An 8,550-nucleotide genomic window follows, 5' to 3' on the forward strand; every position below is an offset into this window, starting at 1 on the left:
ACAATGTATTACCGAGTACAGTGCATGATTATTGAAAACGACTTACGTGATGACCACGGAGAACTCTTTACTGTAAGTACTCATCTTTTCAGAAAGACTTATGGAAAAAGACTTTGTGATATGGGCCTTGATGATTCTATTATCGCCAAGTTACTTGGACATGCCAACACTTCATCTGTTAAGCACTACCGCAGAATGACAAGCAAAGTCCTTGCTGAGGGCACTAAAAAACTTAGAGAAGAGAAGGACAAAACCATTAATAAATACAAAGGAGGTTGGAACTAATGGCAAACTACACAAACATGGTAAAAAGCAATCACGACAGATCTGAAGCTATGCTAAACCTTTCCCTTACCACAATTTCAGAAATGGTTGAGGATGGCGAAAAAGTCACTGTCGCAGAACTCGTAAGACGCACTGGTTTTTCCAGGGACTACTTCTACAAAAATAAAGATGTTCACGATGCACTTACAAATGCTATCTCCCTACAAATCGGGAAAGTCTTTATTAACAGAAAAGAAGAGTCTCTTCTAAAAGCTACAAGACGAGAAAACGAGTTACTAAAGCTAAAGATTATTTCTTTAGAAAAGAACATTGAAACATTAACTGCTGAGCTTAAAAAGAAAAGCTCTTCAGAATTTGACCTAGTTAACAATTTATAAGAAAGAGAGGAATTAAACATGAGTGAATTAATTATTGGAGTAGACGTTGGATTTGGTAACACAAAGACATCACACAAAGTATTTTCTAGTGGAGTGATTAAGCATTCCACAAAGCCACCTATTTCAAGCATGGTGGTTGAAACAAATGAGGGATTCTATTCAGTTGGCAATCCTAAGATTACCATTCAGGAATCTAAAATGAACAATGAGGACATGCTCGTTCTTACCGAAGCTGCTATCGCAGAAGAACTTAAGATGCAGGGCATGACTCAGGCTGACATCCATCTTGGTGTAGGTGTACCACTTACACGTATGGGAGCCGAAAAAGAACCTATGCTTGATTACTACAAGCGCAATCGCAGACTTGTTTTCAAGTATGAAGATGTAACCTATAGCATCAACCTTTTAAGTGTAAATGTATATCCACAGGGCTATGCCGGAATCGTCAATTATATCAACAAATTCAGCAGACTTGCTGTTGTTATCGACATTGGAAGTTGGACGATTGATATCATGCCTATCCGTGAGAGAAAAGCTGATGCTGGTAACTGCAAGAGCCTTTCTCTTGGAACCATTACATGTATGCACAAAATCAATGAACACCTAAGAGAGCAGTTTAACGGTGAAGCAGATGAAATCTTACTTAAGGATGTAATGATTACCGGTTCAAGCGTTGATCTTCCACCTAAGTATCTTACAGTCATTCAGAATGACCTTAAAACATATGTGGAAGACATTATGGGACAGCTTCGTGCTTTACAGTTCAACCTTGATACAACTCAGCTTATCTTTATCGGTGGTGGTTCTACAATCATTAAGAACTTCCTTGATGCTGAGAAATATCCAAAAGCTACTGTAATCGATGATGTTCATATCAATGCGAAAGGTTATGAAGACCTTATTCGCTACCAGATTCGAAACGGAGGATTAAAGTAATGAAATCCTTTGCCAAAACCATCAGATTCTATGACACACACAAAGATCAGGTGGCAATAAAGGCAATTTCTAACTATGCCGAATACGGCTTTAGCAGTGCCAATGAAATGGTTGTGACAGCTCTGTATGAACTTGCAGAGCGTCATAACAACCATTCATCAAACGAACTGCCACTTGATGAACTAGCAGACAAAATCGTAGCTAGACTTGGCGGTAACATCACCATTGTTTCGGGAACTACAGAGGCTAATCCTTCTTCTTGTGTTTCCTCCGGTCCCGAAACATGGGATACCCCAGAACCAGCTACAGATGAAAATATCAGCGATGTAATGGCTGATATACTATCATTTTAATAAAGGAGCAAAAACATGAAGTTAAGAAACAAGAGTCCTACACACACTTATATTTAGGACGTCTAATAAAACGTTCATTCCACTTCCTCAAAAGGGAATATTCATCATGGGATTTAATGGATCTGATGCATTGTGATACATTGTAACACTGCCAATGCCTATGATAGTATTTCTGACCTGGATGTTTATGATATAGGATGATGGGATATTCTGAATAAGCAGGATTCCTCTTTTGAATGATCCATGAATCCTTTGTATTTTTACTTTGAATCTCAATGAAGTTATCCTCTACAGGATACCTAAGTACCTTGAAATAACCTTTATCAATGAGATGTAACTCTTTATACGTAAACATTAAAGACCCCCTTCTTATTGATACTGATATATTGATTGATAGGATGGATATGATACAGACATATAGATATATTCTTTCTACAGATTCTATAATGAATAAGAGATAAAGTACTTCTCCACGATAATTAGCACAACTTCAATAACTCCCATTCCATCTTCTTCCTTTAAAAAATTCTTAAATCTTTTCATTTTTTCTTTTCCTTTCGTTTGTAAAAATATTTTCTATCTAAATTCCAAAAGACGTCACTGCCGGAAACATAATGATAATCATTACAATTACTAGCATCATGATCATTGGAATTAGTAGCTTTGTGGAGGCCTCTTCACCTTTTTGAAGAGCCATTTGCTTTCGAAGCTCAAAAGCTTCACGGGTTTCATTTTCTAGTAAAGAAACCAGGTCTTTACTACCCTTCTTTAAATTGCTAACAAGTAGTGAAATAAACTTTGTATATTCTTTTATATTTACTCGTCTAGCAAAATCCTCATAACAGGTGGCTTCAGGAATTCCTGCCTGCATGTTACAACTAGTCTCATACATTTCTTCATAAATAGCATGACTAGTGGCCCTCCCCTCTTTAAAATTCCTATTGTAATCTGCAGCAATCTTAGTCCAGGCCATTCGAATTGTCATGCCAGAACCAAGCAAAAGACAAAGCTTTGAAACCAGCTCTGAATAGTCATATTTCATCTGCTTTATCCTATTTTCCTTCTCCTCTTTTAGCTTTGCGTAATCCTTATAGATTATTAAAACCGCTAGCATTATTCCTAGGAAAATGTAGTAAAAGGGGGAAGTTTCTTCTCTACGAATTCTATATATAAGTTCCTTACCCTCTATATTATCTGGCAGGCTAAACTTATCTTCATTAACAGACTCCTCTAGATTCTTATCAATACGCTTGGCAATTAAGTTATCAAGGGATAACTCACTTTTATCCTTTGCTATTACAGTTATCCTGTATTCTAGGCTTGTCTTATACTCGTCATAGGAAAGGACGGCGCGAAGGACTACCGGTCTAGATTCATTTTCTAAAAAATCATCATTACTGACCTTGCCATTGTAGTTAATGATATTAAAGTCATCAGAGTACCAGTCGATATTAACAAGGCCTGAAACTGCGCTAGTTTGCAGCTTTAGATTATACTTAACCTTATCAAGACTCTCGTTTGTGGCAAGCATGTTTTCTTCGATTTCTTCATAGGCCTTAAAAAAGTTTTCCTCCACCTCACTAGCATTAAGCTTTCTTGGATCAAGAGTTAAATCAAGGCTAGTAATTAACTTGCCTGACTTATCATAGACATCTACCGTCTCCTGTCTTGCATCTGACCCAGGCGCCGGTCTTTTTAGGCTATTATCAGAAATCTTTGTGCTTGAAGAATTGGCTATGCCTTTAAAAATAGCCAGCATTAGGAAAGCTAGAAAAATAAGGAGGGCTGTTTTATAGCTCTTGTTAAGCTTTATTTTATGTCGTATTTTTTCAAAAATACGTTTTGCTTCAGTTTTTAATTTCATGCTAGTTTGCCTCCTTTCTAGATTTCAATGTCCATAATTCTTTTTGATACTTTTACTGAGATGCCATAAATCACTAGGCAGATGGTCATTATGATTATGCCTAGGGGATTAAAGTATAGGCAGTCAAGATAGCCTCTAGTGGTTAGTTTTAAGTAAAATATAATCACAATAGGAATGTAACTCATGATTCTTTGTTCCATCTTCTTAGCACTAATCTGGGTTTTGATTTCATTTGCCACCGCCCACTTTTCGCTGATTTGCTTTGTGGTGTTTTTAATGATTTCAATTAAATTGCCGCCGGTTCTTTTAGCGTATCTAAAGACTTCTACGAAATAATTTATGTCTTCACTTTTCTGTTTGCTGGCAAAGTCTGATAACAAATCTTCTATATTTTCATTCCTATCAAGGCGTCTAACGATATTGTAAAAGTCTCGGCTAATCTCATCTTCCTTGCCAAATGTTTTCTCTAGCTCCACAAGGGCCTCACGAAAGGCATTCTCAATGGAGTAACCTACATCAAGGGCAAAACTTATAGAAAGTAATGCCTCCTTAAACTTTCCTAAATAGGCATTATTTCTTGATTCTTTCTTGATTTTAATTTCTTCCTTTAATAGATAAATGCCTAAGGGAATTAGGAAAATTGAAAAAATAAGACTTCCATAAAAGGCAAGGGAAATTATTAGGATTGTGGCTAGGACCTTAACTAGCATCAAGGCATCAATTTCTGACTTGTCTAGATTTTTTAGCCATAAGTTTGTTATTTGTTCTTTGAAGGCTTCCAAGAATCTTACCTTCTTCGTCCTCCCCTTCTTCCTTGAATAAAAATATGGGATTAAGTTTGATAGTTCCATCTTCATAATTTAAAACCTCTGTTATTTCCACCACTTTTCTTGTTTTATCTCGCATCCTCTTTAAATGAACTATTAGGTCAATGGCCGAGGCGATTTGCTGCCTTATGGCATCCAGTGGCATTTCAATTCCGCTCATTAAAACCATGGTTTCAAGTCGACTTAACATATCTTCGCTAGAGTTACTATGACCTGTGGATAGAGAACCGTCGTGGCCAGTGTTCATACTAGTTAACATATCTAGGGCCTCGCCGCCTCTGCACTCGCCAACTACAATTCTATCTGGTCGCATTCGAAGGGAGGACTTAATTAGATCTCTAATGCTTATGGCATTCTTCCCTTCGATGTTGGCGTTTCTAGCCTCAAGCCTTACTAAATTTTTTACCCTTGTTAGCTGTAATTCTGCGGAATCTTCAATTGTTATTACTCTTTCATCTTCTGGGATAAAGTTTGATAGGGCATTTAAAAATGTAGTCTTTCCACTACCTGTGCCCCCACTGACAAAGATATTTAATCTAGATTTTACAGCATTTTCTAAAAAGATAGCTGCTTCTTTTGTTATAGAGTTTATCTCGATTAATTTCTCAAGACTTAAGGGACTTTCATAGAATTTTCTAATTGTAATTACAGGACCGTTAAGGGCAACTGGTGGCAGGACTATATTTACTCTTGAACCATCCTCTAGTCTTGTATCTACTATGGGAGAGCTTTCATTTACAATTCTATTGGACATTGCCGCAATTTTTTGTGCAATGTCTGCTAGTTTTTCATCACTTTCAAACTGTCCCTTATATCTAATTATTTGTCCCTTTTTTTCAATAAAAATATTACGATATCCGTTAATCATAATCTCTGTAATGCTGTCATCATCAAGAAGTTCCTGTAGGATATCTAGCTTTCTTATGGAATTAAATAGTCTTTGCTTTAGGCTTTCTTTTAGTGTTAGGGGGATGATTTTATTCTGACTGTAGTTTTCGATTTTCCTATCAATTAGATCGTAGATATAGTTTTCTTCTAGCTCCCTTGTTATATCAAGTTCGCTATATATGCTTCTCTTTAGTTCGTTGAAGATTTCCTCTTTATTAGTCAACATCTATAACCTCTTTAAGTCCTTCAAAGGATCTACTGTATTCAATGCGACTAAGAATCTTTTCGTTCATACATTCTTCTGTTAAATCCACATCGATTTCTCGAATTTCATCTAGCAGCTTTTCCATGCCACTTTCATTCATGTAGGAAACCATGGAACACTCTCTTGCCTTATCAAAATAATCTGTAGACTTTGGCATAAAAAGTCTATTGCAGGCTCCGTACAAATTCCAAGGATTGTTAATGCCATTTCCAATATCTACAATGACGTAATCGTAGGAAAGACTTACCCCCACAAGCTGAATAAAGGTAACTAAGTCCTCTACTGCAATATAGGAAATGTCCTCAGCACAAACCACTGATGGAATGTAATCAAAGTTTTCAATTGTGGATATGCACTCTTCGATTTTTTTATGATACTGCATCTTGTTTTGCTTAAAAGCATAAAGAGCATCTGACAAGGTCTTACTAGAGCGTCTTGGTAAAATGTTTTCTAAACCTGCAAACTCTTCTAAACTAATAAAAAGTGTATGTCCTTTTTTTGCAAATTCTTTTGCAAGACTAAGAGAAAGAACAGTACGCTTACTTGAGTTAACTCCCATGACACCAATAATTTTACTAGATAGACTTGTGTGATTTTTTCTCTTGCCCTTTGAAAGTTTTGAGAGCAGTTCTTTTGATGGTTGATACTTACAAACCATAGATACATTTTCTAAATCCTTATTATCCTCTGGCTTATTATCAATCTCCTCTTCGCATAAAACCACGTATTTATCAGCCTTATCAGACTCGCAGTAATATTCGTAGAGTTCTTCATTAAGCATTAAAACCTCAGGCTTTTCATCTTCTAAATAATCCTGTAGTTCTTCCTGCTTTGTAAAAATTCTTGCGTTATAGGGAACTTCGTTATCCTCATTTATAGCTCCCATTAAACGCTTGGCATAATTCTCGTCGGAATCATAAATTACACATGTATTTCGCATTTTCATACCTCTTTCTTTTGAATAATCTTAAGTTAAAAACTAATTATTAGGCAGACTATTAGGGCCAGTAAAATCCCGTAACTAAAGTGAATCCTGTGTAGTTTAAAGCCATAAGCACTGCTAACTGTTATGCTTTTTTTCATAAGAACTTCTATGGCTCCGATTATGAGATTGAAAATCATGGATAGCACGAATAGTTTAAAGATTAGTGGGCCAAGTAATAGCGCTAAATTTGTATAAAGTTTCACGTCTCCTGCTCCAATTCCGCCAATCATATAAATAATGTATGTTAGGAAAAATATTGCGAACGCAAAGATAAAGTGATTAATTGTATTTTCCTCTTTTGTAAAAATTTTACCGAATAACACAAAAACCGTGCCGGTAATAAATCCTATTAAGTTTAAAAAATTGGGAATCTTAAATGATGAATAATCATAATAAACAGATATGATTGTTAGAATTAAAGCCGCTAAAAAATATATTAAAATATTTACCTCCTAGCTGGCAGTGCTATGACAATATACCTTCTGTTTCTCTTTATGTCAACTATAAATTTTTAATATATATCCAGATAAGGCATTAAAAGCCGCCTAATCACTAGATTTTCATTACAAGAAAAATTTTTAAAAAAGACAAGTTTCCATTATTGTGTTATAGTAATCATATATAATTTTTATCAGAATTGGAGAGTTTATGATTAAGAACAGTAAAAAGATTATTGCCCTTATTGCTAGTTTAGTGGCTGTAATACTTGTCCTAGTGGCTATTCTAGTTAGATTGCAGCTTTCAGGAATTAATGTTTTTACAACAAAGCTAAGCAAGGATAAGGAAAATGAAATTAAAACAGATGGCAGGGAGGAATTGCTTGAGGAAATCAAGGAAAGCTACAATGATGGTTATTCCACAAGCCAAATTTTAAAGTCCATTTTTACAAAGAATGTGGTCTATTTAAGTAACAACCGCTACAATTTCGCAGAAATTAATAATAATTTGGCTAAGTCAATCATTGATAATGACAAGATTAGCATTGATGATAAGACAGGCTACTACAGCTATGAGGATGACAAGTATGAGTCTGTTGCTGGTGTAGATCTTTCCGTTTATCAGGGGAATGTTGATTTTAGTAAGGTTAAAAATGCAGGTTTTGACTACTGCATGTTAAGAGTTGGTTATAGAACTTATGGTGGTGGCGTGGTTACTGCCGATGCTAATTTTGAGACTTATGTAAGTGATGCTCTTAAAAATGATTTAGATGTGGGAGTTTATTTCTTTACCTCTGCTATAAGCACTGCTGAGGCCAAAGAAGAAGCTCAATTTGTTCTTGATGCAATTAAACCTTACAACATTACTTATCCAGTTGTTGTGGATGTAGAGGAAATTGTTTCTGGAACTTCAAGACAGGAGAGTTTATCCGTTGAAGAATTAACTGAAATCGTTAAGACATTTTGTGAAACTATTGAAGATGCAGGTTATGATGTAATGATTTACTCAAACCTCAAGGGTTTCATCGCCAATGTAAATCTAGAAGAATTAGAGGATTATGATAAGTGGTTTGCAAACTACGATACAACTCCTTACTATCCTTATATATTTACAATGTGGCAATACAGCCAATCTGGTAGCGTTGACGGCATTGACGGCGATGTTGACCTTGATATTTACTTAAAAGAAAAATAAGAGATACATTTTCAAAATAATAAATAATACAGATTATGCAAATGGTCCTAATTGTTTAGAACATCGTCTCTAAACTTTAGGATCATTTCTCTTGTTAGAGAGACATTATCTGGGGTTACTTCAATATCTTTGGCTGCA

At 35.5% G+C, this 8,550-nt stretch carries 10 protein-coding genes; 5 read left to right on the top strand and 5 right to left on the bottom strand.

Annotation, left to right across the window (positions count from 1 at the left end; translation table 11 throughout):
• The 4 genes from QVA17_RS11785 to QVA17_RS11800 form a co-directional block, all read left to right on the top strand.
• A partial coding sequence (locus QVA17_RS11785; RefSeq protein ID WP_287389128.1) for a tyrosine-type recombinase/integrase occupies nucleotides 1–285 on the top strand: 285 nt, incomplete at its 5' end.
• A complete protein-coding gene (locus QVA17_RS11790; RefSeq protein ID WP_287389129.1) occupies nucleotides 285–662 on the top strand; it encodes a DUF6262 family protein in 378 nt (125 codons plus the stop codon). The genes QVA17_RS11785 and QVA17_RS11790, both read left to right, overlap by 1 nt.
• A gap of 18 nt (nucleotides 663–680) precedes the next feature.
• On the top strand, nucleotides 681–1,598 hold the full coding sequence (locus tag QVA17_RS11795; RefSeq protein ID WP_103952622.1) for a ParM/StbA family protein: 918 nt from the start codon (nucleotides 681–683) through the stop codon (nucleotides 1,596–1,598).
• A 113-nt stretch (nucleotides 1,599–1,711) separates the two neighbouring features.
• Nucleotides 1,712–1,951, top strand: a complete 240-nt coding sequence (locus QVA17_RS11800; protein WP_287389132.1) for a hypothetical protein — start codon at nucleotides 1,712–1,714, stop codon at nucleotides 1,949–1,951.
• A 580-nt stretch (nucleotides 1,952–2,531) separates the two neighbouring features.
• Here the strand turns inward: QVA17_RS11800 and QVA17_RS11805 are convergent.
• The 5 genes from QVA17_RS11805 to QVA17_RS12705 are packed head-to-tail and all read right to left on the bottom strand — an operon-like array spanning nucleotide 2,532 to nucleotide 7,223.
• A complete protein-coding gene (locus QVA17_RS11805) occupies nucleotides 2,532–3,815 on the bottom strand; it encodes an immunoglobulin-like domain-containing protein (protein ID WP_287389133.1) in 1,284 nt (427 codons plus the stop codon).
• A gap of 17 nt (nucleotides 3,816–3,832) precedes the next feature.
• Nucleotides 3,833–4,597 carry a type II secretion system F family protein gene (locus tag QVA17_RS11810; protein WP_051195374.1) on the bottom strand — a complete coding sequence of 255 codons (765 nt, stop codon included), beginning with the start codon at nucleotides 4,595–4,597 and terminating at the stop codon, nucleotides 3,833–3,835.
• Nucleotides 4,533–5,756: a CpaF family protein gene (locus QVA17_RS11815; protein WP_074521979.1), complete on the bottom strand. Its 1,224-nt coding sequence runs from the start codon at nucleotides 5,754–5,756 to the stop codon at nucleotides 4,533–4,535. The genes QVA17_RS11810 and QVA17_RS11815 overlap by 65 nt, the downstream gene beginning before the upstream one ends.
• Complete coding sequence (locus QVA17_RS11820; RefSeq protein WP_287389136.1) at nucleotides 5,746–6,741, bottom strand: hypothetical protein; 996 nt, start codon at nucleotides 6,739–6,741, stop codon at nucleotides 5,746–5,748. Before QVA17_RS11820 ends, QVA17_RS11815 begins: the two co-directional genes overlap by 11 nt.
• 26 nt (nucleotides 6,742–6,767) lie before the next feature.
• Complete coding sequence (locus QVA17_RS12705) at nucleotides 6,768–7,223, bottom strand: prepilin peptidase (protein ID WP_442911571.1); 456 nt, start codon at nucleotides 7,221–7,223, stop codon at nucleotides 6,768–6,770.
• Between the two features lie 205 nt (nucleotides 7,224–7,428).
• Here QVA17_RS12705 and QVA17_RS11825 point away from each other — a divergent pair, with 205 nt between their 5' ends.
• Complete coding sequence (locus tag QVA17_RS11825) at nucleotides 7,429–8,412, top strand: glycoside hydrolase family 25 protein (protein ID WP_287389138.1); 984 nt, start codon at nucleotides 7,429–7,431, stop codon at nucleotides 8,410–8,412.
• Nucleotides 8,413–8,550: the final 138 nt, after the last annotated feature.

It is taken from the genome of Lachnospira sp. (assembly GCF_016290755.1).
GTDB lineage: Bacteria > Bacillota > Clostridia > Lachnospirales > Lachnospiraceae > Lachnospira > Lachnospira multipara.